This window comes from Bacillus sp. LH1, from assembly GCF_057924895.1.
Genome location: NZ_CM175007.1, coordinates 391,085 through 414,829 on the forward strand (window position 1 = coordinate 391,085; position 23,745 = coordinate 414,829).

Here is a 23,745-nt window from a genome sequence, read left to right on the forward strand (position 1 = left end):
AGGAAGAGGAATTCTTAAATTAAGAATTCCTCATGTTTGTATTATTTACCAAGAAAGCTCTTCTTGAAGAAGTCTAGTTGGAAATCTAATGTAAGTGGATCATTGAAATAGAATTCCATCATGTTTGCTTCATATACGCGATTATTTTTTACTGCTGGGATGTTTTTATATGATTCTGTCTCTTGGAATGAGTTATCAGTATCTTTGTTTTTACTTACGATTAAGTAATCACCAGCAAATTCAGGTAATACCTCAGTAGATAATGCGTAGTAACCTTCTTTTAATGCTTTTTCTTTTACTTTTTCAGGCATTTTTAATTTCATTTCTTGGTACAGGATTTCTGTTCCACGGCCCCAGTTCTCGCCGTATACATAAAGCTGTTTGTTGAAGTTTTCTACAACAGAAACTGTTGCGTCTTCACCGATTTTTGCTTTAATTTCTTTACCAGCTTCTTGTGCACGTTTCTTGAAGTCATCAACCCAAGTTTTTGCTTCTTTTTCTTTATTTAATAACTTACCGATTTCTAAATGCTGTGTTAAGTAATCAACTTTTCCGTAAGTGTATGTTACAGTAGGCGCGATTTTCTTTAACTTATCGACATTTTTAACATTTGATAAACCGATGATTAAATCTGGATTTAGTTCAGCGATTTTTTCAACATTTTCATCAGATACTTCAGCAACATCTTTAAGTTTGCTATCAAAACGTGGGTTTTGTTTAGACCATGAATCTACCCCAACAAGATTTACACCTAATGACATTACGTTACCAGCGAATGATGATAATACAACAACGCGTTTTGGATTTGCAGGAACTTCTACTTTTTTACCATCTTCAGATTGGTATGTAATTGTTTCTGATTTGCTACCTTTTGCATCGTTCTTTTTGTCTGTAGAGCTATTGCTACAAGCGCTCATAACAAGAACGAAAAGGACTGTTAGTGAAATAAATAACTTTTTCATCGTCTTTCTCCTTTAACATAGATGATATGTGTATACAATAATTTGTTTAACTGCAATCTTTTTGAAATAGTAGTGGTAATGCAAAATAATTTATTAAAAATCTTGAATATGAGATTTTATAATATAGTAATAACCATATTAATGAAAGAAGATGTAATCTCAAATTTGCTAATTATTAACAAAATGATAATGATTATCACTATTGATTCTTTAAATAATATAATTTTATATAGGTGTATTGTCAATAGTAATTTTGATTGTAAATTTTGCGGAAACAGGTTATATTTTATTGAGAATGATAATCAACGATTAATAGCTGAGGAGTGAGCACGAATGAATCGAGAAGAATTGTTTGATGTAACCGTGATAGGCGGAGGACCTGCAGGGCTTTATTCAGCTTTTTATAGTGGACTCAGAGAAATGAGAACGAAAATAATAGAATTTCAACCACATTTAGGTGGAAAAATACATGTGTATCCGGAAAAAATGATTTGGGATGTAGGAGGACTATTGCCAGTTACAGGTGATAAGTTAATTGAACAACTTGTACAGCAAGGGTTAACATTTAAGCCGGAAGTTGTATTAGATACAAAAGTAGAATCGATTATTCGTAATCAAGATGGTACTTTTACATTAAAAACAAGTACTGGCGAAGAACACTTTTCAAAAACAGTTATCGTCGCAACAGGAAGTGGTATATTGAAACCGCAAAAGTTATCTATTGAAGGTGCTGAGCGATTTGAAGTATCGAATTTAAATTATACAGTTAAATCTTTAAAGCGTTTCAAAGGTAAAACAGTTATTATTTCCGGTGGAGGCAATTCTGCTGTTGATTGGGCAAATGAATTGGAACCAATTGCGAAAAAAGTGTATGTAACTTATAGAAAAGAAGAATTATCTGGTCATGAAGCACAAGTAAAACAACTTATGAACAGCTCAGCGGAGTGTTTCTTTAATACATCGATTACAAAATTAATTGCCGGTGATAATCATGAAGCGATCGAATATGTAGAATTAACAAATCATGAAACAGGTGAGGTTTCTCATTTACCTATTGATGAAGTTATTATTAATCATGGATATGAACGCGACATTACATTATTAGAAAATAGTGAGTTAGACGTTGCAATTATAGATAATTATTATATTGCAGGTAATGCAAATAGTGAGTCTTCAGTAGATGGATTATATGCTGCTGGAGATATTTTAAAGCACGAAGGGAAACTACACTTAATTGCAGGTGCATTCCAAGATGCTGGAAATGCTGTGAATAAAGCAAAACAATTTATCCAACCAGATGCAAGTGAGTACGGAATGGTTTCTTCTCATAATGAAGTATTTAAGAAGAGAAATCGCGAACTGATTAAGCAGATGATGAAATAATAAGGAACAAGTATACCCCCACGTATTTCTCTATTCAAGTGAATGAGAGATGTACGTGGGGGTTTTCCTGTTTACTATATTTTCTATCATTATAATGACACCGGTTTCATCAGTTCATATGATATGAACATTTTATTGGTAAAGCATCCTAGAAAACAATTTAGCTATGTTTTGCTTACACAGAACATGACTAAATTACGCTGTCCCTTTAGCGCGTTTATTAGGAAATGGCATATTTAGTATAGAAGCAATATACTGTTTTCCGTGTTTTCGAGCCAATGATTCTAATATTTGACGGACGCGTTTTGTAAGATGACCTTGTTTTTGGATGGCTTCACAATATGCGTCATAGAAGGCATATTTAGCCCAAAGGAAATCATCTTGTTGGAATAAGAAATGATTTTTGTACCATTCACCAATTGTATGATAACAATTGTTTTCATGTATTGCTGTGCTTTGAGAAAGAAAACGATCAGATAAAGATACATTCAAATGAGAAATTGTGTTTTCTGTTTCAACTTGCAGTGTTTTTTCTAACATTGTAATGATGTGACGAGTAGCCATATGTTAACTCTCCTTTGTGTAAATGGGTAATACCATTCTATATTTAAAAAATTCTTACTATATAATACTATACAATATATGGAATGCATCTACCTGCTTTTTGAACTGCATTTACAAAATCTTTTTTATTTGTTTACAAAAATAAAGTAAAGTAAGATACAGTATAGATGAAAAAATAATAAAGGAATGAACGCATTGTATATAACAATAGAAGAGACTGCGGAGTATTTGAATTTACCAAAATCGTATATTGAAGAGTTAATTCAGCAAAAGAAAATTCGTGCGCTATTCGATGGAGAGCAATATTTAGTAAATAAAGAACAATTCAATACGCATTTAGAACAAATGGAGAAATATAAGCAATTAGTGGAAGAAATATTGAACGAACCAATTCCAGAAGATATGGATGTTAAAGACGAAGATTAAACTATGGGAAATCCCTTATGAAGATATGCAGAAATGTATCTTCATAAGGGGTTTTTTGTTTGAAGATATCAAAAACATAAGGAGTTCTTAGCCTTTCTTCAAATTTTGATAGGTAGTAGTCTACCATGTTAAAAGCATATTTTTTTCTAGCTAGGACAAACATAGAGAACGTAACCTGTACAGATACATATACTATCAGTGCAAAAGCTTATAAATTAATGGAAGGGGTTTTCTCGTGAGTTTATTTCATTGTGATTTTTTGAAAGACTTAATTGGATCTTTTGTGAGAGTAAACAGGGGTGGTCCAGAATCTCAAAAAGGAACAATAATATCAGTATGTCAGGACTACTTCGTATTGAAGAATGAAAAAGGTGAGCTTTATTACTATCAACTTAAACATCTAAAAAGTATTACAAAAAATGCGAAAGAATGTGGATCAAGTGATTGTGAGTGGGAAGATTGCGCCTGTGCAGAAGATTTTGAAGCACTACTTGAAAGTTTCAAATATTGCTGGGTGAAAATTAATCGCGGCGGTCCAGAGAAAGTGGAAGGCATTTTGCAAGATGTTTCTTGTGACTTCGTAACATTAATCGTAAAAGAAGAAATTATATTAATTGCAATAAAGCATATTAAAAGTGTTAACTATAATGCTTTAGCATGCGGAGAGAGCGATGAGAGCGACGATAGTAAGGAAAGTAGCGATAATTCAGGTCGTGCTCGTGCACAAAGACAATCAAGTAGAGGAAGATAATAAGAAAGGGGGATACGAAATTGGAGAATGTATTATGCTGTGACCAAATTAAATGTTTAGTTGGTGAGACTGTAAAAGTAAACCTTCGTGGACCAGAAAGTCGAGTTGGTGAGCTCGTATCGTTAGGAAAAGATTATCTAACGTTACAGTTACCTCATGGTGAATTAGTATATTATCAGTTGAAACATGTGAAGAGTCTAGTGAAGAAAGTGAAAGAAAGTAAATGTGGCGATTGCTATAGTTCATGTTTCTGCTCTGATGAGGATACTTTTTTAGATATATTAAAAGACTTGAAGTATAAGTGGGTAAAAATTAATCGTGGCGGTCCAGAGTGTGTGGAAGGTTTATTAAGTGAGGTACACCATGGCTGTATTACACTAGTAAACGGTGATGAAGTTATTTATGTAATTAAGTCTCATATTAAGAGTGTGAGTCAAGTAGTTAAATGTAAAAAGAATGAAGATGAATAATGTTTAATAAATAAGAGGGGCATTATGAGGGAAAGAGAAGAACAATTTCTTATTTCGATAGTATGAAAAGGAATTACTTACTATTAAAACAGAACTTTGCCCTGATTATTTTTTTAGAAATGGAAGACAGATAAGAAGAAATTCGTAGGAAGGAGGATATAGATGAATGAGTTAAACAAAAGTATTGGAGAAAATATATATGTTAAATTAATCGGTGAAAAAAGATTTAAAGGTGTATTAATTGATGTAGGAAATGATATCGTTGTTCTTTACAATGGACAAGACTACGTATATATATCTTTATATCATGTACAATATTATAAGTTTTTAAGATCAAATGATGAAGAAATCTCAAAACCAGATGTGGATTCTGTAATTAAGAGAGAGTCTCCTTCAATTTCTTTGAGGAAAGTATTAAGTACATCTAAAGGGATTTTTACGGAAATTTATGTAGCCGGAAATGCTCCAATACATGGTTATGTTACAAGTGTGATGAACGATTATATTGTTTTTTATAGTCCAGTTTATAAAACTGTATATATATCTTTAAAACACTTGAAATGGTTAATTCCGTATAAAGAAAATCAAGTGCCTTATGCCCTCAATAAAAATGAACTCCCCGTGAATCCGTTAAATATTACGTTAGCTCGAACGTTTGAAGAACAGCTTATTAAAATGGCTGGGAAAATTATGGTGTTTGATTTAGGTGAGGAGTCCAATAAAATTGGAAAAATGGCGAAAATTGATGAAGGTCATATTGAAATATCAAAAGCACGTGATGCGAAAATGTATGTAAATATTCAACATGTAAAATCTGTCCATTGTCCGTAAGCTAGTTGAAAGGGCTGGCTTTTTCTTTTATATGCAGAAGAAAAGGTCGAGCCTATTTGTTTTAGTTTAATTTGGAGATGAGGGGAAAATGAATTGAATATAAGCATAGTATAGTGTGATTTTTTAAAAGGTAACTTTGCACTAACTTATAAACATTGTGTACGAGCTATCTTATTATATATTCAATTTATTTTTTGAGGAGGAGCTGCTCAACTAATTTATTAAAGGGGTTTTGTTTGTGGAGCAGTTTCCGAATTCGTTATCAATTACATTGCTTGGTAGTGCTGGTGGAGCAGCAAAAGCAGTTTTAGCAATTTTAAATCAAGCGATAGCAAATGAAAAAGATCCAATTTATGAAGTATTAAAGAATGCCAAATTTCATTTGGTGGATATAAAACAAAAAGATAGGACTTATTATGATGAGTTGTTTTCGAATCTGAAAGGTCAATTATATTTATATGAAATAAACCTTCAAAATGTAGTGGAATTTAAACAACATTTAAAAGAAAAAAGAACGAGTGTTGTGATTGATGTTTCAGGGGCAGATACAATTAGAGTATTAAGCTGCTGTAATGAACTAGGAATTTGTTATATTAACTCAGCCTTGGAAAATGAGGCAGTAGATCAGGACGATAGCTTAATTGGCTTTCAGCTTACGGAAAGATATACAAGGTTTGAGAAGGAGAAAGAGAAATTTACAAATACAAAAGCGATTATAGGTTCAGGTATGAATCCAGGTGTTGTTCAATGGATGGTTGTTGAGCTTATGAAGGAACGACCAAATGAAAGGCCAAGAGCATGTTATATTGTAGAACATGACACGTCATTTTTGAATGATACAGCACTTATAAAGCCACATACACTTTATGCTTCATGGGCAGTAGAGCGATTTTTAGATGAAGCAATCTGGAGTTATCCGATGTATATGAGCCATCATCGTCCTCTTTACTTTTATGAAGATGTATATGCTTCAGAGTATAAAGTGAAGTTAGGAGAAAAAGAATTCTATGGTTGTTTAATGCCACATGAGGAAGTATTAATTTTAGGGAAAAACTTTAATATGGAAGTTGGTTTTCTTTACCGAATTAATGAGTATACAACAAATATAATTAGACAGAACTTAGATCAAGTAGAAGATTTATGGAACTGGAATCGTAAAGTGTTTAATCCAGCGGAAGAAGAGGTTGCTGGAGAGGACTTGGTCGGTGTGTTACTCGTTTATGAAAATAGTGAGACATATATGTATAATGTGATGAATAGTAGCCAAGTTTTTCGTAAATATAAAACGAATGCAACGTATTTTCAGGTAGGGTGCGGGATTTATGCGGGCTTGTCCAGTTTACTTTTAGATCAATTTGAACAAGGTGCTTATTACGTTGAGGAGTTGTTATTAAATACAGAAAGTAAGTACGGTGAGTATTTAAATTTATATATGAAGGATTTTGTAATAGGGCATAATAATTTTACGGATGGATTGTTACATGACAGGGTAAGATGGATGTAAGTTGTTACCAAAAGGAAGGAGAGATCTCCTTCCTTTCAGTATTATAAGGTTAAATATTGCCCTGAAAGCAATTTCATACTTATACTTTAAGGAGATAACAATAAAAGTTTTTTGTATCGATCAAGGGGAGTTTTTATATGAATAAATACAAGAGCTTGATTTATGAAGAAAGAAGAGCCTTAAAGGTATTTATATTATTATTTTATATTATATTCTTTTTATATGACGCTATATATTATTTTGTATATCCTGCTATGAATATTAGTGGAACAGCGGTAGGTTGGCCAGAAGGTAGTCTTGGGATAGGTGTGCCTATATTTGTAATAGCATTATTTCCTATTTCTATATATCTTCAAAAAAGAGGGTATGTATATTCTGTAAAATATTTATTTTTATTTGGGTACATGTTTATCAATCTTGTGAATAATTTAATGATTTATTTGCGAACGGATAGACCTTTTGAACATGGCAGTATGGTAGAAATGTTATTAATTTTATTTGCCCCAGTTTTCGTGAATAGAAAATACTTTTATTTAGTGTCCTTTAGTGTAATTGGAAAGTACGTATTTTTCACATTGCTATTACAAGATTTAAAAGTGATAATTCCACTTGTTTTATGTGTATTTTATTTCATTATTTCACATTCTTTATTAAAACGATTTCAATCTTATGTAAGAACAGTGGTTGAAATGATGAACAATATGAAAGAGACGGAAAATTTAGCTGTGATTGGGACTATGTCTACAACAATTGCTCATGAAATTCGAAATCCGTTAACAGCGTTAAAAGGGTTTACGCAAATGCAAAAAGAAAGAAATCCAACTGATACGATGAGCTACGACATTATGCTACAAGAAATTGAAAGAGTCAATGGATTTGTTAGTGAATTGATGTTGTTAGGAAAACCAAAGCCAACAAATTATGAAAGGTGTAATATACGAGACATCATTCTATATGTTGTGCATCTAATGGAAAGTTATGCAACGCAATATAGAGTTAAATGTCATTTACAAGTAGATGGGAATTTACCGGCTATAAACGGTGATGATAAGCAATTAAAACAAGTGTTATTAAATATCATTAAAAATGGAATAGAATCAATGCCAGAGGGTGGAGAAATTCATATCCGTGCATATCAAAAAACGCAAGGACATTTGTGTATTTCTGTTGAAGACCAAGGATTTGGTATAGAGAATGAGAAGTTAGAAAAAATTGGCAAGGCGTTTTACACAACAAAGGAGACTGGTACAGGACTTGGATTAATGATTACATATAAAATTATTAAGGAACATCAAGGGAGTATCACGATCCAAAGTAGTGTAGGAGTAGGAACGAAAGTAGAAATTTTTTTGCCGACCTTTTAATGTATTGGGAGAAAAGATTTTTCAGAAAAGTGTTCTTGTTGTGTAAATATAAACATTTTATAAAATGTTTCAAGAAGGGTTTTTTTTATAAAATACTTCGTTTATAATGGAGGAAAATATCGACATGAGATTGATTGCTCATGTAGCGGTTCAGTAGTGTTATGAAAAGATAAGAAGGGGTGCACACGCATCCTTTTTTCTATGCAGATATTATGAAAGAGGTGGTATGATGGAATTAACATTAAATTCGACTGTATGTTTACACACGATTCAATTTCGAAAAGAGCAAAAGAATTATATTGTAAAAGATACAATTACAGGAGAAAAATATGAAATGCCGCCACTTTGGATTGATGCATTGGCAATGATGCGTGACGGTTTTTTATTGGGGGAAATTGAGGAGAAATTAAAAGAAGAGTATCCATCCGAAGAAGTGAATATGTTAGCATTCACGAGGCAACTGTTAGAACTAGAACTTGTTGAAATGGTAGATGGAGAAGAGATAGCTTGCACAAAGAAGAAAGAGATAGATTGTTTAGCTTGGGTGCGTCCTCGTGTGGAACAATTCTTTCTTAATTTAAATAGAAAATATAGAAGCAAAGACCAGTAGTGGCCTTTGCTTTTTTTATAGGCTATGTTTAAAAAATAACAGCAAATGCTCTTGCGAAAGCACCGTCACTATTTTTAATTTTTAAAGGTGCTGCTGAGAAAAAGAAACGTTTTGCTTCGATAGCATCTAGATTTGTTAAGTTTTCAATTAAGTAAATATCATTCCCTAGTAATATGTGATGAATCGGTGATGTTTCTGTTGTGACTTCATCAGGAGAAATGAAATCTAAACCGATAGATTTTACTTTTAATCGCACTAGTTCTTTAGCTAATTCTTCAGAAAGATAAAATGCTTCCTTCTCATAAGCTTCTGTATTCCATTTTGTGGATAGATTAGAATGAAAAATAACAATATCACCTTCTTTTATGTCAGTATTATGCAATACTGTCTTAGGTAATTTTCGCTCTTGAATATGTGTTACATCTATAAGAACAGCTTCACCTACAAATTGATCCAGCGGTAATTGATCGATGGTCGTTGCGCCTGAAATAAAATGCGCAGGAGCATCACAATGCGTGCCAACATGAACGACAGAATGAAAATCTGTAACTTGATATCCTGATTCTTCAACACTTGTAACAGCTTCTAGTTGTATTTTAGGTGTTCCAGGAAATTGAGACATATTATTTTCAAATGTTTGTGATAAATCAATTACTTTCATTTTACATACCTCCAATATATGTTTTTCAAATAATAAAAAGCTCATCCTTCAGTATCAAGAAAGATGAGCTTTACATGCTAGTTGAGTTTTATCTTCCAAAATGCATTGCATTTTGCAGGAATTAGCACCTATTCAGTTTGTATAAACTGAGGTTGCTGGGCTTCAAAGGGCCGGTCCCTCTGCCTCTCTTGATAAAGAAGTATTCAGTTTTTAAAATCGGAATTTTCCGATAGTTAAATTGTAATTCATTTCCTTTTTGCGTGCAATACAAAATAGGTATTCACCCAAATAAAGCTGCTCGCATATTGTAGCTTATGTAAATAGAATGCTGCGAAGGAGTGAGTGCAGTGACAGGAAATGTATTAAATTATTATGCTGGTGGTAATACAGCTAGGGGATTTCACAATTTATACGAAGAGAATTTAAAAGGATTAGACAGATTATTTATCTTAAAGGGTGGCCCAGGAACGGGAAAATCTTCTTTAATAAAGGCAATAGGTCGTGAATGGATTGAAAAAGGATATGATATTGAATTTTTACATTGTTCTTCTGATAATAAATCGGTTGATGGTGTAATTATCCCAAAATTAAAAGTAGGAATTGTTGATGGGACATCGCCGCATGTTATTGAGCCAAAAATGCCAGGAGTTGTTGAAGAGTATATAAATTTAGGAATTGCTTGGGACTCAGATAAACTAAGAAAGCAGAAGTTAGAAATTGAAAGATTTGTTTCAGAAGCAAGCAAAGCTTTTCAGTCTGCTTACGCACGTTTTAAAGAGGCATTGGTTATACATGATGAGTGGGAGAAGATATATATTGATAATATAGATTTTAATAAAGCAAATGAACTAACCAATCAGCTAATCCAGAAATTATTTGCAGATAAAAGCGGGAGACAATCGCTTGTAAAACATCGTTTTTTAGGAGCTGCTACACCGAAAGGAGCAGTTGATTTTGTTCCTAATTTAACAGAAGGGTTACCACATCGTTATTTTATAAAAGGGCGCCCAGGTTCTGGAAAATCAACGATGCTCAAAAAGTTAGCTAAGGCAGCTGAAGAAAAAGGGTTTGAAGTTGAAGTATATCATTGCGGATTTGACCCGAATAGTCTTGATATGGTTATCGTAAGAGAATTAGGTTTTGCAATTTTTGATAGCACCGCACCACATGAATATTTTCCAAGTCGCGAGGGTGATGAAATTATTGATATGTATGCCCTTATTGTTACGCCAGGGACGGATGAGAAATATGCGAAGGAAATTCGTGATGTTTCCATTCAATATAAAGCAAAAATGAATGAGGCGATGTCTTTCTTAGCGAAAGCAAAATCGATTCGTGATAAATTAGAACGAATTTATATTGCTGCTATGGATTTTTCAATAGTAGATGCATATAAAGAGGAGATTCAAAAAGAGTTTGAACGAATTGCTGCTACTGTAATTGAAAAGCAACAATAGACGTTTCATTAGGCTGTCAGTAATTTCTGACAGTTTTTTTAGTATGTAGTAAAATTAATAGTGTATTGTCGAATTTCCAAGGAAATAATCAAAAAATGGAGATGTTATGAAATGAGAGAGAAAATCGAGTTGGAGTTAGAAAGAATTGAAAAAGAGAATGATGTAAAAATTTTATTTGCGGTGGAATCAGGGAGTCGTGCTTGGGGGTTTCCATCGAAAGATAGCGATTATGATGTTAGGTTCGTTTATATACATCCGGTAGAATGGTATTTATCAATTCATGACAAACGAGATGTAATTGAATATCCAATTAGTGATGATTTAGATATAAGTGGTTGGGATATTAAAAAGGCGTTGCAACTATTCGCGAAGTCGAATCCTGCTTTACTTGAGTGGATTCGATCACCAATTTTTTATTCGAAAAACTCTAATTTTCCAGAACTACTTCAACAGATGAGTGAGAAGAATTTTGATCCAAAAGCAACGATATATCATTATTTACATATGGCTTCGAAAAATTATCGTGAATTTTTGCAAGGTGAGAATGTAAAGCTGAAAAAGTACTTTTATGTATTACGTCCCATTTTAGCTTGTAAGTGGCTAGAAGAGAAAACGACTTTACCTCCTGTAGAATTTGATCGATTAATTACAGAATTATCATTAGAACGTAGCGTATTAGATGAAATTGAAAAGTTGTTAATAAAGAAAAAAGCAGGTACTGAATTAGATGTTGGATTGAAAATTAAGGTGCTAAATCAATTTTTAGAAGAACAAATTCATTACTATCAGCAATATGTAAAAGGAATTGAAAAGGGATCAGGAATCGATATTGAGAGTTTAAATACATTGTTTCGAGATATGTTGTTTGAAGCATATGAAAAAGAGCACAAGTAAGTTTGTGCTCTTTTTATTTTGTAGGAATGAAGAAAACAGATATAGCTGCGATAAGACCTGCAAAGGAGAATAAGTAAAAATTCCATGCTAAGTCATATTGCATTGTCATAATAATACCGACGAGAATTGGGCCAGCAATTGCACCAACTCGGCCAAGCCCCAGTCCCCAGCCTAAGGAGGTAGCTCGGATATGTGATGGGAAGTATTGTGTTACATATGCATTTAATATTTGAGTAATACCGACTGATCCAATACCAGCAAGGCCAATTAAAAGATAAATGATTGTAACAGATGGTTTGATTGTTAATAGTCCGATACATATGGCTGCCATAAGATAAGAGATGCTAATAACAATTTTTGCTCCTATACGATCAGCAATTGCTCCAGCGAATAGTGCGCCGATAGCTGCGGTAATATTTAGCATAAGTAGAAATGACAGACTAGACCCAAGAGGATATCCTGCCTGGCGCATCATCTGTGGTAACCAAGTGTTTAAACCATATATTAAAAACATTCCCATTATATAAGTGATCCAAAAAAGTAGCGTTGCTTTTATGTATTCTTTTGAGAATAAAGTGAAAAATCCATTTTTCTTTCGTATAGTAGATGGGTCTTGATGAGTTTTATCTTTTACATGAAATTCAATTTGAAAACGATTAAGAATTTGGTTCACTTCTTCTTGGTGATTACGTGATAATAAAAATTGAATGGACTCGGGTAAATAGCGAATAATGAAAGGGATGAGGAGTAGTGGAATCATTCCGATACCAAACATAATTCTCCATCCGAAATCTTCTAACATAAGCATGGACAAAATAGCACCTAACACGATACCTAAAGGATAGCCAGTAAACATAAGAGCATAAATAAAAGATTGCCTTTTTTTTGGTGAATATTCAACAGTAAGTGCTGAAGCTGTTGGGATAACACCGCCTAATCCGATTCCTCCTATAAATCGAGATAATCCAAATAACTCAGGAGAAGGAGCGATAGCCGCTAAACCCATTGTGATAGAAAAAAGTGCTAAACAGCATATAAGCGTCCATTTACGCCCAATTAGATCTGTAATCGTTCCAACTAGAATAGCCCCAATAAACATCCCAAATAAAGCATAGCTTGCAATTGTACCAGCATGCGCTGGTGATAGCGCCCAGCTTTTGTCTTCTAGGAGCTTTGGTAGAACGGCACCGTAAATACCTAAATCATATCCATCAGCTAAAATGGCTAGCCAACAAATAAAAACAACAAGTTTTGTAATAGAGCTTGGAAAGATAGTTTCTGTAGATTCTAGATGAGGTGGAGCTGAAGGTTGCATAATATTCACCCCTTTTAATTTGTAGATGAATATATTATTTTATTTAATGTTAATATTTTCCTCCTTGTGTCGAATTTTATCTGAAAAGGGTTTATAACAAATAAAGAAGTTCAACAGTAATTTTGTTGAACTTCTTTATTTGTTTACTCATTATCAACTCGTTTTAACGGTTGATCTGCTGGGCCTTCAAGAACGTCTCCCTCAATTGAAAAACGAGAACCATGGCAAGGGCAATCCCAAGTACAATCACCATTATTCCATTCAACTTCACAGCCGAGATGTGTACAAGTTGTATCGACGATATGTAATTTTCCTTCTTTGTCCTTATAAGCACCTGCTCGTTTACCGTTAACATGTACGACAGATCCTTCACCAACTTCGAGATCTTCTGGCTTACGTAATGCGGTTTCAATCTTTCCTGCAATTAAATGTTTCGCAACATCAATGTTTTGGGAGAGGAACGTTTTTATATCTGGATTTGCATGGAAGCGTGATGGTGCATACAGTTCTTTATAGGGACTGTGAACTTTTAGGATGGAGTCCTTCAGTAGGTGAGCGGCAGCAGTTCCAGTTGTCATTCCCCATTTGCGATATCCAGTTGCAACAAATATATTTGGATTTCTTTCGTTAATATGTCCGATATAAGGAAGCTTATCTAGAGTAATTAAATCTTGTGCTGACCATCTATAAGGAACTTCATCTATTCCAAAAGTGGCTTCAGCAAAAGAATAGAGTGCTTCATAATGAAGCATCGTATTTATTCCCTGACCTGTTTTATGACTCTCTCCGCCAATCAAAATTAATTTTACTCCATTGTTTGTTATATAGCGTAAGGAGCGCTTTGGATCATCAATACTTAAATACATGCCACCTGGATACTCCGTTTTTGCTTTTATTGCAAGAGCGTAGGAGCGTTCTGCGTACATTCGCGTAAAGAAAAAGCTATTCGCATCATAAAAAGGAAAATGTGAACAAGAGACGACATATTCACAAGTGATATGATGGCCCTCTTTTGTAATTATTTGTGAATAATCGCCCTTTTCCACATCCATAGCTGTTGTTTGTTCGTAGACCTTTCCGCCCATCTCCACAAACTTTTCTAAAAGTGTTTTTAAATAAAGAAGGGGATGGAATTGTGCTTGATTTTTCATTACAAGCGCAGATTGTACTGGAATAGGAATCGATAGAGATTGAACATAGTCACAAGGTATATTTAATTTTTGATAAGCTTCATATTCTTTCGATAAATTTCTTAATCCGTTATCAGTAGTTGTATATAAATATGAATCTTCATTTGAGAAATTACAGTCGATTTTATATGTTTGAACAGTTTTATTTATGAATTGTAGAGCCTGATTATTTGATTCATAGTAAAGCCGGGCCTTTTCTACACCGAAATGATTTATTAATTCATCATAAATAAGATCATGTTGTGCTGTTACTTTCGCTGTTGTATGCCCAGTCGTTCCATTTAAAATACGACCAGAATCAATTAAAACAACATCGATGCCTTCTTTTGCAAGTAAATAGGCAGTAGTAATACCTGTAATACCAGCACCGATAATAGCAACTTTCGTCTTTATATTTTCGGATAAACGAGGGAAAGTAGGAAACTGAGTAGATTCAATCCAATAAGATAGCGGCAGTTGTGGAAATGTATCACTTGTCATTGCGGAAACCTCCTGATTTTAGAACAATTTTCCTTTTAATATTTCCATATTATATGAAATTCATGTGTGTTGTTTTAGAAGTAGTCTATTTTTATTAAAAGAGGTTATAAATTATTTTAATATAATTAATTAGGTGGGGCATTATGATGTAGTAGGATTTATATAAAACTAAATTCAAGTGATTCTGTTTGTTGATTACATAGGGAGTTATTGAATGAGATAGAGTCTATGGCGTTTAAGAAAATGTCTATATATAGTGGGTAAATCCTTATGGAATCTATACATTTTCTTTAGTGAAATAAAGTATGATTATAAAAATATAACCACATTTTATTACTAGGTCATAAAAGGTGTTGACAATATAGAAATTCTATTGTTATGATTCATCATGTGGAAAGGTTGATAGAGAGTAAAAAGAGAAATGTTTTTCATTGATAATAAAAGCGAAAAATAAGTGACGATAGAGTGAGTATATTTTCCTTATAGTAGATGCTTTTTGGATCATCTAGTAAAATCAATCTGGAAGCAAGAATTGATATATGTAAGTTGCGCAAGGCGCGGCATAAGAAAGGAGCAAAAGGATGAAGGAGCTTCATACGTTTGGGTGGTATGCAGCACGTGTATCACCACATTTGCCGAAAAAAGCATTTAAACCAGTGCCTACTCGTTTATTTGGTGGACTGGCTTATTTGCTTGTGGCATTGGCGGGATTAATATCGATTGGTGTATTTGAATTGAATGTGTGGGCGAATCTAGGAATTGCGATTGTTCTTGGATTATGTTTTGCTTCACTAGGATTTTTAGGGCATGAAATTTTACATGGAACTGTTGTAAGAAAGGCATGGCTTCGTGACTTCTTAGGCGCGATTGCATTTATGCCATTATCAACAGGGCCAAAGCTTTGGAGAAAGTGGCATAATGCAACGCATCATGTTCATACACAGCATGAAGAGAATGATCCAGATGCATGGCCGACACTTGAGAAACTTAAGAAGAGTAAGTTTTTGAGTTGGGTATATCGTATGCCTTTACATGTACGTTCATTCTTTAGTTTTCTGTCACTAACAATTCAATTTACATTGCATTCGACTCGAATGTTCTTTCATTTTATAAAAGAGTTCAAGTCATCCAATCAAAAATCTGTATGGCTTCAACTTCTTTTGCCTTGGACAGTTTGGATTAGTTTATTGTTTATTATGGGACCTGGAAAATGGTTATTTGCATATGTCATTCCGTTGTTAATTGCTAACTTTATTGTAATGGCATATATCGCAACAAATCACCGCTTAAATCCAATTGTTCCAGTAAATGATCCGTTAGCAAACTGTTTGTCAGTAACAGTGCCGCGCTGGGTAGACGTTTTACATTTCAATTTCTCATATCATACAGAACATCATCTGTTTCCCGCTATGAGTTCTAAATACTATCCGTTAGTAAAAGAGAAGATTAAAGAAATGTGGCCGGAACGCTATCATGAGATGCCGATGACAAAAGCTTTGGCAGCGCTATGGAATACACCACGTGTGTATTATCAAGGAAGTGAATTAGTGGATCCGCATAGAGAGCATTTCTATGGTTCTTTAGGAAATGGACTAGATCCTCATAATATTTCATATCGTGAGGAACATATAGAAGAAGAAAAGAGTATTAAAAAAGTAAATCAGTAAAAATTAATATATTTTTGCAATGAAAAAGCAAGCCATCTCAGGCTTGCTTTTTCTTATAAAGAAACTTCCTTTTTGTTCCTTTTATGGACTTGGACGGAGTTAGTTTCTTTTCGTTGTAGTCGTTTTTCTAAAAGATTAACAAAATAAGTAAATAGAAGAACAAGTATGAGATAGTATGCACCAACGATTATGTAAGTATCTAATTGTTGGAAATTACCTGCTGCAATTGATAAACCTGAACCCCATAATTCGGACATTCCTACATAAGCAACAAGTGAAGAATCTTTTAATCCGATAATAAATTGGTTTCCTAGAGGAGGAAGAGACAGACGAAATGCTTGTGGTAATATAATTCGTCGCATAGCTAAAGGATAAGGCATGCCTAAAGAGCGAGCTGCTTCTAATTGTCCCCGGTCAACGGATTGAATAGATCCACGGAAAATTTCCGTAATATATGCTCCGTTATGAATTGCTAAAGCGATTGCACCTGCCCAAAAAGGGGTGAAAACAACAACGGATGTAATTCCAAAATAGAGAATGGCAATTTGAACAATTAAAGGTGTACCACGAATAATAGCAATGTAGACATGAGCGATACTATTTAAAACTTTATTGTTAGAGATTCGAAAGAAAGCGAATAATAATCCAATTAATGAACCGAGTACTAGGGAAGTTAATGTTAATTGTAATGTGACAATAGTAGCCTTTAAGAGTGTGGGATAGGAAGAGATAAAAATTTCAAACATGCGTTTCACCTCATATTGTATAGATTTTAGTAGAGAATGAAATGCCCCACATAAAATGAACATTTAATCAGTGGGGCATTGTTTATGAATCTTTTGAATGGCTAACTTACTTCGTTTTTTCCTCTTCACCGAGAATATTACGCCCGAACCATTTTTTACTGATCTTTTCATACGTACCATCTTTAATGATTTCATCTAACGCTTTATTTACTTTCTCAACCATTTCTTTATCATCTTTGCGAATAGCAATTCCCATTTCATCAAGATTTAATGGTTTTCCGGCTTCTTTTATCTTCGATTTTCCTTCTTTTATCATACGTAGACCAACCATTTGATCCGTAATTACTGCGTCAACACGCCCAGGCTCTAAGTCCATAAGAGCAGTAATATCGCTGTCATATTCTGTGATTTGATCTGTATATTTTGCAACAAGATTTTTAAAGGTACTAGCTTTTACAACACCAATTTTCTTACCTTTTAAATCTTCTGGAGAAGAGATAGCGGTATTCTTTTTAGCCACAAAAATTTGGGCGCCAGATCGATAGTACGGATTTGAGAAACTAACAGCTTTTAAGCGCTCCTCTGTAATTGCCATACTACCCAGTATTACATCATATTTCTTCGCTTGAAGACCTTGAATCAGCGTTTCCCATGGGTTTGTAACGGGCGTAGCCTTCATGTTCATCTTTTTAGCAAGAGCTTCACCGATTTCTACATCAAAGCCGACAAGTTTGCCGTCATTTTCTTTATAGTTAAAAGGTTTGTATAATCCACTCATCGCATAGCGAAATTCTTTTTCACTATTTGATGAAGTAGTAGAGCTTTCTTTGCTACAAGCTCCTAGTATGAAGGATGTACATAGTGTAATGCTCGCAACAATGGTTAATAGTTTTCTTTTCATAAAACCCCTCCTATATATTGATCATACGGATGGTTTTTTAGTATGTTATTGAAATATTTTATTTGGATGATTAGTTGTGCACCGTATGAATGTATTCCTTTTCGTTTGAAACAAAAGTTACATTATAAAACGTTGCGTAAAAATTGTTTTGCCCGTTCATGTGATGGAGCTGAAAAGAATTGTACTGGCGGAGCATCTTCTACAATCTTTCCATCGTCCATAAAGATGACGCGATCAGCTACATCTTTTGCGAAATTCATTTCATGAGTAACAATAACCATTGTCATCCCTTCTTCAGCAAGTTCTTTCATAACTTGCAATACTTCTCCAACAAGTTCAGGGTCTAAAGCTGAGGTAGGCTCATCAAATAGCATAATCTTAGGGCTCATTGCAAGAGCTCGTGCAATGGCAATGCGCTGTTTTTGACCACCTGAAAGAAGATGAGGAGTTACATCCGCTTTATCTTGAAGGCCGACTTTTTGGAGAAGTTGATTTCCAATATCCTGTGCATTTGCTTTCTCTAATTTTTTTACGTGAATAGGTGCTTCTATGATGTTTTCTAGTGAGGTCATATGAGGAAAGAGGTTAAAGTGCTGAAAAACCATACCGACATTTTCACGGACTTTATTTAAATTTGAATGCTTTGGATCAATTCGCTCACCTTGTAAGTGAATTTCGCCTTCATCGTACATTTCTAAAAAGTTAAGACAGCGAAGTAATGTACTTTTACCAGAACCACTGGCACCAATTAAAACAACAACTTCTTTTTCTTTTACTTCTAAATCAATTCCTTTTAACACATCAAGTGAACCGAATGATTTTACTAGATTTCGAACTTGAATCATACAAAACCCCCAGTTAAAAATATATTTTACAAATGTTGCCCTGTATTTCTGTTATTAGTCATAAATTGTCAGAATCCTTTATTTTTTTCGTGCAATTTGATATTCAAAGAAATAATGATTTTTAAAATCTCTATATCCTTCTATAATGAAAATATGGATAATAATATATAGGTAGTATTTATATTGCTTATAAAAAGGGGGAAAGGGAAGATGGAAAAAGAAAGAAAAACATTTTCTTTTGGATTACGTACACAACTTATGCTATTCACTACAGTTTTAGCTTTCATTACATATTCAACAAGTATATTTTTTATTTACGTGATATACGATTATTTTCAAAGTTATGTAAGTCAAACTGTATATAATATTATCGTTATGTTATTAGGGGTAGTATGGTCTGGAATTTTAGCATATGGAGCAGCCGTATTTTTAATTAAACCGCTTCGCAAGTTAGAGGAAGCGGCAAGAAAAGCAGCTGAGGGTGATATTCGTGAAGATGTTCCATTACCGAAGACAGATGATGAAATTAAATCTTTAAGTGTTGCATTTAATATGATGTTAGGAAACTTAAGGGGCATGGTAAAAAATATTGATACAACATTTTCGTATACAAATAATCAAGTACAGCAGATTAGAAAACAAACAGGCGAAGCAACGAGACAAGCGCAAGGTGTATCTGAGACACTTGCAGAGATTTCTTCAGGCGCTGAGCAATCAGCGGCATCAATTCAAGCAATTGTTTCTGCTGTTGATACAACGACTTCTATTGCAAGTGAAGTAGAAGAAAAAGCGAAGCAGTCTGATACATTGTCTTCAGAAATGGTTGAAGCTTTAGGGCATAGTACTCGTGTCTTTACGTCTTTAATTCAAGGTATTCAAACATTGGCAAAAGAAAATGAAGATTCAATGCAAAATGTACAGAAGTTAGAAGAACGAATGAAACAAGTAGAACATATTGTGTCTGTTGTGAGTGCGATTGCTAGCCAAACGAATTTATTAGCACTAAATGCTTCTATTGAGGCAGCTCGCGCAGGAGAGCATGGAAGAGGCTTTGCGGTTGTTGCGGAAGAAGTACGTAAACTTGCTGATGAAAGTGATCATTCTGCAAGAAACATATCGCAGTTATTACGGAATATGCAAGATGAAGTACAACAAGTTGCAATGAAAATGACAGAACAAGTGAAAATAGCTAAAGAAGAGGCGAAACGTGGGGAAGCTACGGAATTAATTTTAAAAGAAATGTCATCAAGTGTTATGGAAGTAGCCGATGCAACTCAGCAAATTAGTAGTTATATGAATGAACAAGTGAGCCATATTCATCAAACAGGAGCACAAACAAAAGCTGTAGCAGCAATTGCTGAAGAAACGTCAGCTGGTTCGCAAGAAGTAGCACGTGTGACGCTACAACAATCTAAAAATATGATAGTAATCGATCAATTATTAAAGGATTTAGAGAAGCAAGCAACTGATTTGAAACAAACAATTGAACGATTTTCAATGTAAAAGGAAGAACAGAATATTGTTCTTCTCTTTTTTATTTAGCTTGATTTAATATTTACAGTTAAACTATGAACGTTTCCGCAACATTCTTTTCTGTCCCTTTCGGATGAAAATTATAGCGAGCTATAATATTAAAAGGGGTGTCTTTTATGAAAAAAGAAAAAAGACAACGGTTAATTAAACAATTTGTAAAGGAGTATGAAATAGATAAGCAAGAAAGATTAGTAGAATTGTTAGCAAAAAAAGATGTATTAGTAACACAAGCTACGGTTTCTCGCGATATTCGTGAGTTAAACTTAACGAAGGTACCTTCTCAAGAAGGATTAATGATATATAAAGTTTTCTCAGAAGAGCATTTACAAACTGATATAAAGTTAAAGAAAAAATTACGAGAAGTTGTTTTAAAAATTGATTGTGTAGATCAATTAATGGTTATTAAAACATTACCTGGTAATGCACATGTTATTGGTGTTTTATTTGATGAGTTAGATTGGAAAGAAAAAATAGGATGTATATGTGGAAATGATACATGCCTTATAATTTCACAGTCGAAATCAGATAGGGAGATTATAGAAGAAAGATTAAATTTAATTATTTAGATGCAAAAATCCTGTTTTTAATAAAATTAAAAACAGGATTTTTGTTTAAATACGGAAGTTAAATATTCAACATATATGCGTAATATATGTATTTTTTATTGAGAAAGCAAGATAGTTTGTTATAAAAATACATATTCGTATGATTTTAAAAAAATAACTTGTTTAATATTTCACAATGATAATGTGGATGCTTTCACAAAGATGAAAGTACAGAGCATTTATTATGTACTTGTAAGACATCAAACATATTTAAAAGGAGGTACAACAAATGAAACATCCGATACATGTTACTTCAGAAATTGGGGAATTACAAACGGTTTTATTAAAACGACCGGGTAAAGAAGTGGAAAACTTGACGCCAGATTATTTGCAACAATTATTATTTGACGATATTCCATACTTACCAATTATTCAAAAAGAGCATGATTATTTTGCACAAACGTTACGCAATCGGGGTGTTGAAGTTCTTTATTTAGAAAAACTAGCCGCGGAGGCGTTAGTAGATAAAAAACTTCGAGAAGAATTTGTTGATCGTATTTTAAAAGAAGGACAGGCCGACGTAAATGTTGCACATCAAACTTTAAAAGAATATTTACTTTCCTTTTCAAATGAAGAATTAATTCAAAAAATTATGGGCGGTGTACGGAAAAACGAAATTGAAACAAGTAAGAAGACACATTTATATGAATTAATGGAAGATCACTATCCGTTTTACTTAGATCCAATGCCTAATTTATATTTTACTCGTGATCCAGCAGCTAGCGTGGGCGATGGCTTAACGATAAATAAGATGAGAGAACCAGCGCGTAGACGTGAATCATTATTCATGGAGTACATCATTAAATATCATCCAAGATTTGCAAAACATAATGTACCAATCTGGTTAGATCGTGATTATAAATTTCCGATTGAAGGTGGCGACGAGCTAATTTTAAATGAAGAAACAATTGCGATTGGAGTATCTGCTCGTACTTCAGCTAAAGCAATTGAACGTTTAGCTAAAAATCTCTTTAGCCGACAAAATAAAATTAAGAAAGTGTTAGCAATAGAAATTCCAAAATGTCGAGCATTTATGCATTTAGATACAGTATTTACAATGGTTGATTATGACAAGTTTACAATTCACCCAGCCATTCAAGGGCCAAAAGGGAATATGAATATTTATATTTTAGAAAAAGGATCAGATGAGGAAACTCTTAAAATTACACATCGTACTTCTTTAATGGAAGCATTAAAAGAGGTATTAGGCTTAAGTGAATTAGTTCTTATTCCATGTGGAGGAGGAGATGTAATTGCTTCTGCTCGTGAACAATGGAATGATGGCTCGAACACATTAGCAATTGCGCCAGGTGTAGTTGTTACATATGATCGCAACTATGTATCTAATACGTTATTACGTGAACACGGTATAGAAGTGATTGAGGTGCTAAGTTCGGAATTATCTCGTGGTCGTGGGGGTCCACGTTGCATGAGTATGCCAATTGTTCGTAAAGATATTTAGTATAAATAACGGAGAAAGTAGGGATGAATTATGTTAATGACTAGACAAAATTTAAAAGGAAGAAGCTTTCTAGCAGAAAAAGATTTTACACAAGAAGAATTGTTATATTTTCTAGATTTGGCAGCAGAATTAAAAGAGAAAAAGAAAAATGGTATCCCGCATCATTATTTAGAAGGTAAAAATGTAGCGCTCTTATTTGAAAAAACTTCTACTCGTACGCGTTGTGCATTTACAGTAGCATGTACAGATTTAGGGGCAAATCCTGAATATTTAGGGAAAGGTGATATTCAACTTGGGAAAAAAGAATCTGTAGAGGATACAGCAAAAGTGTTAGGGCGTATGTTTGACGGAATTGAGTTTCGTGGATTTAATCATGAAACTGTAGAATCTTTAGCACAAAATTCTGGTGTGCCAGTTTGGAATGGATTAACAGATATGTGGCATCCAACACAAACACTAGCAGATTTATTAACAATTAGAGAACATATAGGGAAATTGAAAAATGTGAAGCTCGTTTACGTTGGCGATGGGCGAAATAATGTTGCTAATAGCTTACTAGTTGGTGGAGCAATCGTTGGAATGGATGTATGTATTTGCACACCAGAATCTTTATGGCCTGCACAAGAAGTAATTGATTTAGCAAAAAAATATAATGAACAAGTAATGATAACAAGTAATGTGGAAGAAGCTGTTGCGAATGCAGATGTAATTTATACAGATGTATGGGTGTCTATGGGGGAAGAAGAAAAATTTGCTGAACGTGTCGAGTTATTGAAACCTTATCAAGTAAATATGAAAATGATTAAAGCAACAGGGAATGAAAACGTGATTTTCTTACATTGTTTACCTGCATTTCATGATGTTGAAACGATGTATGGCGAAGAAGTTTATGAGAAATATGGGTTGAAAGAAATGGAGGTAACTGACGAAGTATTCCGCAGTAAACATTCAAAAGTATTTGATCAAGCTGAAAATAGAATGCATACAATTAAAGCGGTTATGGCAGCTACTTTAGGAAACATGGAGTAAAGAAGAAAGGGAGTCTTCCTTTCTTCTTTCTCCTCCTTTAGACACGATCATTCACTATTGCTTTTGTATTGTTATTGCAATTAAAGAGAGGTGAG

General features: G+C 33.7%; 22 protein-coding genes, 2 pseudogenes and 1 riboswitch. Of the genes and pseudogenes, 16 read left to right on the top strand and 8 right to left on the bottom strand.

Annotation, left to right across the window (positions count from 1 at the left end; genetic code table 11):
• Nucleotides 1–41 precede the first annotated feature (41 nt).
• Entirely contained in the window at nt 42–962 is a 921-nt protein-coding gene (locus ACX9TM_RS02075; protein ID WP_000732597.1) for an iron-hydroxamate ABC transporter substrate-binding protein, read from the bottom strand.
• Between the two features lie 333 nt (nt 963–1,295).
• Here ACX9TM_RS02075 and ACX9TM_RS02080 point away from each other — a divergent pair, with 333 nt between their 5' ends.
• Nucleotides 1,296–2,345, top strand: a complete 1,050-nt coding sequence (locus ACX9TM_RS02080) for an NAD(P)/FAD-dependent oxidoreductase (RefSeq protein WP_001078299.1) — start codon at nt 1,296–1,298, stop codon at nt 2,343–2,345.
• Nucleotides 2,346–2,540: 195 nt separating this feature from the next.
• Here the strand turns inward: ACX9TM_RS02080 and ACX9TM_RS02085 are convergent, their stop codons facing one another.
• Entirely contained in the window at nt 2,541–2,909 is a 369-nt protein-coding gene (locus ACX9TM_RS02085; RefSeq protein ID WP_000235476.1) for a hypothetical protein, read from the bottom strand.
• A gap of 186 nt (nt 2,910–3,095) precedes the next feature.
• On the opposite strand from ACX9TM_RS02085, the gene ACX9TM_RS02090 reads away from it, so the two are divergent.
• From ACX9TM_RS02090 to ACX9TM_RS02120, 7 genes are all read left to right on the top strand, one after another.
• The gene (locus ACX9TM_RS02090; protein WP_002025240.1) at nt 3,096–3,335 is read left to right on the top strand and encodes a helix-turn-helix domain-containing protein; all 240 of its coding nucleotides are present in this window, start codon (nt 3,096–3,098) and stop codon (nt 3,333–3,335) included.
• A 235-nt stretch (nt 3,336–3,570) separates the two neighbouring features.
• Nucleotides 3,571–4,086, top strand: coding sequence for a spore coat protein B (locus ACX9TM_RS02095; protein ID WP_000051525.1), 516 nt, complete (start codon nt 3,571–3,573; stop codon nt 4,084–4,086).
• 20 nt (nt 4,087–4,106) lie between these two features.
• A complete protein-coding gene (locus ACX9TM_RS02100) occupies nt 4,107–4,556 on the top strand; it encodes a spore coat protein B (protein ID WP_000432509.1) in 450 nt (149 codons plus the stop codon).
• Between the two features lie 162 nt (nt 4,557–4,718).
• Entirely contained in the window at nt 4,719–5,387 is a 669-nt protein-coding gene (locus tag ACX9TM_RS02105) for an LSm family protein (RefSeq protein ID WP_001004284.1), read from the top strand.
• 238 nt (nt 5,388–5,625) lie between these two features.
• Complete coding sequence (locus tag ACX9TM_RS02110) at nt 5,626–6,891, top strand: hypothetical protein (RefSeq protein WP_000434719.1); 1,266 nt, start codon at nt 5,626–5,628, stop codon at nt 6,889–6,891.
• Nucleotides 6,892–7,028: 137 nt separating this feature from the next.
• Nucleotides 7,029–8,255: an ATP-binding protein gene (locus tag ACX9TM_RS02115; RefSeq protein WP_065381874.1), complete on the top strand. Its 1,227-nt coding sequence runs from the start codon at nt 7,029–7,031 to the stop codon at nt 8,253–8,255.
• Between the two features lie 229 nt (nt 8,256–8,484).
• Complete coding sequence (locus tag ACX9TM_RS02120) at nt 8,485–8,865, top strand: hypothetical protein (protein WP_000424116.1); 381 nt, start codon at nt 8,485–8,487, stop codon at nt 8,863–8,865.
• 28 nt (nt 8,866–8,893) lie between these two features.
• On the opposite strand, the gene ACX9TM_RS02125 is transcribed toward ACX9TM_RS02120, so the two are convergent.
• A complete protein-coding gene (locus tag ACX9TM_RS02125; protein ID WP_006926178.1) occupies nt 8,894–9,526 on the bottom strand; it encodes a cyclase family protein in 633 nt (210 codons plus the stop codon).
• Nucleotides 9,527–9,611: 85 nt separating this feature from the next.
• Nucleotides 9,612–9,724, bottom strand: a riboswitch (SAM riboswitch).
• Between the two features lie 149 nt (nt 9,725–9,873).
• On the opposite strand from ACX9TM_RS02125, the gene ACX9TM_RS02130 reads away from it, so the two are divergent.
• Both ACX9TM_RS02130 and ACX9TM_RS02135 read left to right on the top strand, forming a co-directional pair.
• Entirely contained in the window at nt 9,874–10,983 is a 1,110-nt protein-coding gene (locus ACX9TM_RS02130; protein ID WP_000147460.1) for a PRK06851 family protein, read from the top strand.
• A 111-nt stretch (nt 10,984–11,094) separates the two neighbouring features.
• Nucleotides 11,095–11,877 (top strand): nucleotidyltransferase domain-containing protein, encoded by a 783-nt coding sequence (locus tag ACX9TM_RS02135; protein ID WP_001208237.1) that lies wholly within the window; start codon nt 11,095–11,097, stop codon nt 11,875–11,877.
• A 13-nt stretch (nt 11,878–11,890) separates the two neighbouring features.
• On the opposite strand, the gene ACX9TM_RS02140 is transcribed toward ACX9TM_RS02135, so the two are convergent.
• Nucleotides 11,891–13,192: an MFS transporter gene (locus ACX9TM_RS02140; RefSeq protein WP_001183078.1), complete on the bottom strand. Its 1,302-nt coding sequence runs from the start codon at nt 13,190–13,192 to the stop codon at nt 11,891–11,893.
• A gap of 143 nt (nt 13,193–13,335) precedes the next feature.
• Nucleotides 13,336–14,862 carry an FAD-dependent oxidoreductase gene (locus tag ACX9TM_RS02145; protein ID WP_065381873.1) on the bottom strand — a complete coding sequence of 509 codons (1,527 nt, stop codon included), beginning with the start codon at nt 14,860–14,862 and terminating at the stop codon, nt 13,336–13,338.
• A gap of 581 nt (nt 14,863–15,443) precedes the next feature.
• Here ACX9TM_RS02145 and desB point away from each other — a divergent pair.
• Nucleotides 15,444–16,529 carry a Delta(10) desaturase DesB gene (desB, locus tag ACX9TM_RS02150; protein ID WP_000661226.1) on the top strand — a complete coding sequence of 362 codons (1,086 nt, stop codon included), beginning with the start codon at nt 15,444–15,446 and terminating at the stop codon, nt 16,527–16,529.
• A 53-nt stretch (nt 16,530–16,582) separates the two neighbouring features.
• Here desB and ACX9TM_RS02155 read toward each other — a convergent pair whose 3' ends face one another.
• From ACX9TM_RS02155 to ACX9TM_RS02165, 3 genes are all read right to left on the bottom strand, one after another.
• On the bottom strand, nt 16,583–17,338 hold the full coding sequence (locus ACX9TM_RS02155; RefSeq protein WP_002025246.1) for an amino acid ABC transporter permease: 756 nt from the start codon (nt 17,336–17,338) through the stop codon (nt 16,583–16,585).
• A gap of 43 nt (nt 17,339–17,381) precedes the next feature.
• Complete coding sequence (locus ACX9TM_RS02160; protein ID WP_000823765.1) at nt 17,382–18,176, bottom strand: ABC transporter substrate-binding protein; 795 nt, start codon at nt 18,174–18,176, stop codon at nt 17,382–17,384.
• A 122-nt stretch (nt 18,177–18,298) separates the two neighbouring features.
• On the bottom strand, nt 18,299–19,021 hold the full coding sequence (locus ACX9TM_RS02165) for an amino acid ABC transporter ATP-binding protein (RefSeq protein WP_000616927.1): 723 nt from the start codon (nt 19,019–19,021) through the stop codon (nt 18,299–18,301).
• A gap of 375 nt (nt 19,022–19,396) precedes the next feature.
• Between ACX9TM_RS02165 and ACX9TM_RS02170 the strand changes: the two are divergent.
• The 5 genes and pseudogenes from ACX9TM_RS02170 to argF form a co-directional block, all read left to right on the top strand.
• Nucleotides 19,397–19,582: pseudogene (locus tag ACX9TM_RS02170) on the top strand (HAMP domain-containing protein); the annotation flags it as partial.
• Nucleotides 19,583–19,951: 369 nt separating this feature from the next.
• Nucleotides 19,952–20,524, top strand: a pseudogene (locus ACX9TM_RS02175) (methyl-accepting chemotaxis protein); the annotation flags it as partial.
• A gap of 146 nt (nt 20,525–20,670) precedes the next feature.
• A complete protein-coding gene (argR, locus tag ACX9TM_RS02180) occupies nt 20,671–21,120 on the top strand; it encodes an arginine repressor (RefSeq protein WP_000711824.1) in 450 nt (149 codons plus the stop codon).
• Nucleotides 21,121–21,388: 268 nt separating this feature from the next.
• Nucleotides 21,389–22,621, top strand: a complete 1,233-nt coding sequence (gene arcA / locus ACX9TM_RS02185; protein ID WP_000682331.1) for an arginine deiminase — start codon at nt 21,389–21,391, stop codon at nt 22,619–22,621.
• A 30-nt stretch (nt 22,622–22,651) separates the two neighbouring features.
• Entirely contained in the window at nt 22,652–23,650 is a 999-nt protein-coding gene (gene argF / locus ACX9TM_RS02190) for an ornithine carbamoyltransferase (protein ID WP_065381872.1), read from the top strand.
• Nucleotides 23,651–23,745: the final 95 nt, after the last annotated feature.

Bases quoted from the DNA above. Each gene is read 5' to 3' on its own strand.
- argR (WP_000711824.1), top strand. From the start codon at position 20,671: ATGAAAAAAGAAAAAAGACAACGGTTAATTAAACAATTTGTAAAGGAG.
- ACX9TM_RS02140 (WP_001183078.1), bottom strand. From the start codon at position 13,192: ATGCAACCTTCAGCTCCACCTCATCTAGAATCTACAGAAACTATCTTT.
- ACX9TM_RS02165 (WP_000616927.1), bottom strand. From the start codon at position 19,021: ATGATTCAAGTTCGAAATCTAGTAAAATCATTCGGTTCACTTGATGTG.
- ACX9TM_RS02090 (WP_002025240.1), top strand. From the start codon at position 3,096: ATGAACGCATTGTATATAACAATAGAAGAGACTGCGGAGTATTTGAAT.
- ACX9TM_RS02120 (WP_000424116.1), top strand. From the start codon at position 8,485: ATGGAATTAACATTAAATTCGACTGTATGTTTACACACGATTCAATTT.
- ACX9TM_RS02075 (WP_000732597.1), bottom strand. From the start codon at position 962: ATGAAAAAGTTATTTATTTCACTAACAGTCCTTTTCGTTCTTGTTATG.
- arcA (WP_000682331.1), top strand. From the start codon at position 21,389: ATGAAACATCCGATACATGTTACTTCAGAAATTGGGGAATTACAAACG.
- ACX9TM_RS02160 (WP_000823765.1), bottom strand. From the start codon at position 18,176: ATGAAAAGAAAACTATTAACCATTGTTGCGAGCATTACACTATGTACA.
- ACX9TM_RS02105 (WP_001004284.1), top strand. From the start codon at position 4,719: ATGAATGAGTTAAACAAAAGTATTGGAGAAAATATATATGTTAAATTA.
- ACX9TM_RS02145 (WP_065381873.1), bottom strand. From the start codon at position 14,862: ATGACAAGTGATACATTTCCACAACTGCCGCTATCTTATTGGATTGAA.
- ACX9TM_RS02080 (WP_001078299.1), top strand. From the start codon at position 1,296: ATGAATCGAGAAGAATTGTTTGATGTAACCGTGATAGGCGGAGGACCT.
- argF (WP_065381872.1), top strand. From the start codon at position 22,652: ATGTTAATGACTAGACAAAATTTAAAAGGAAGAAGCTTTCTAGCAGAA.
- desB (WP_000661226.1), top strand. From the start codon at position 15,444: ATGAAGGAGCTTCATACGTTTGGGTGGTATGCAGCACGTGTATCACCA.
- ACX9TM_RS02155 (WP_002025246.1), bottom strand. From the start codon at position 17,338: ATGTTCATTTTATGTGGGGCATTTCATTCTCTACTAAAATCTATACAA.
- ACX9TM_RS02115 (WP_065381874.1), top strand. From the start codon at position 7,029: ATGAATAAATACAAGAGCTTGATTTATGAAGAAAGAAGAGCCTTAAAG.
- ACX9TM_RS02125 (WP_006926178.1), bottom strand. From the start codon at position 9,526: ATGAAAGTAATTGATTTATCACAAACATTTGAAAATAATATGTCTCAA.
- ACX9TM_RS02135 (WP_001208237.1), top strand. From the start codon at position 11,095: ATGAGAGAGAAAATCGAGTTGGAGTTAGAAAGAATTGAAAAAGAGAAT.
- ACX9TM_RS02085 (WP_000235476.1), bottom strand. From the start codon at position 2,909: ATGGCTACTCGTCACATCATTACAATGTTAGAAAAAACACTGCAAGTT.